The sequence below is a fragment of the Psychrobacter sp. TB20-MNA-CIBAN-0197 genome (genome assembly GCF_040309765.1).
In the GTDB taxonomy this organism is placed as follows: Bacteria; Pseudomonadota; Gammaproteobacteria; order Pseudomonadales; family Moraxellaceae; genus Psychrobacter; species Psychrobacter submarinus.
The window spans coordinates 1-266 of record NZ_JBEOPC010000721.1 but is presented as its reverse complement, the minus strand read 5'-3'; the positions used below and the strand labels follow the sequence as shown (position 1 = coordinate 266).

Here is a 266-nt window from a genome sequence, read left to right as displayed (position 1 = left end):
GCGCAATAACCTGAAAGAGGAGCAACACATGGGTTTTCTCGCCGGTAAGCGCGTACTGATCGTCGGTGTCGCCAGCAAGCTGTCCATCGCATCCGGCATCGCTGCCGCCATGCATCGCGAGGGCGCTGAGCTTGCCTTCACTTATCAGAACGACAAACTCAAGGGTCGCGTCGAAGAATTCGCACAAGGCTGGGGTTCGAGCCCTGAGCTGTGCTTCCCGTGCGACGTGGCCAGCGATGAAGAAATCGCCAAGGTCTTCGAAGAGC

At 58.3% G+C, this 266-nt stretch carries 1 pseudogene; it reads left to right on the top strand.

Annotated elements, in window-relative coordinates:
• Positions 1-28 precede the first annotated feature (28 nt).
• Positions 29-266 (top strand): annotated as a pseudogene (gene fabI / locus AAEY83_RS15710) (enoyl-ACP reductase FabI); the annotation flags it as partial.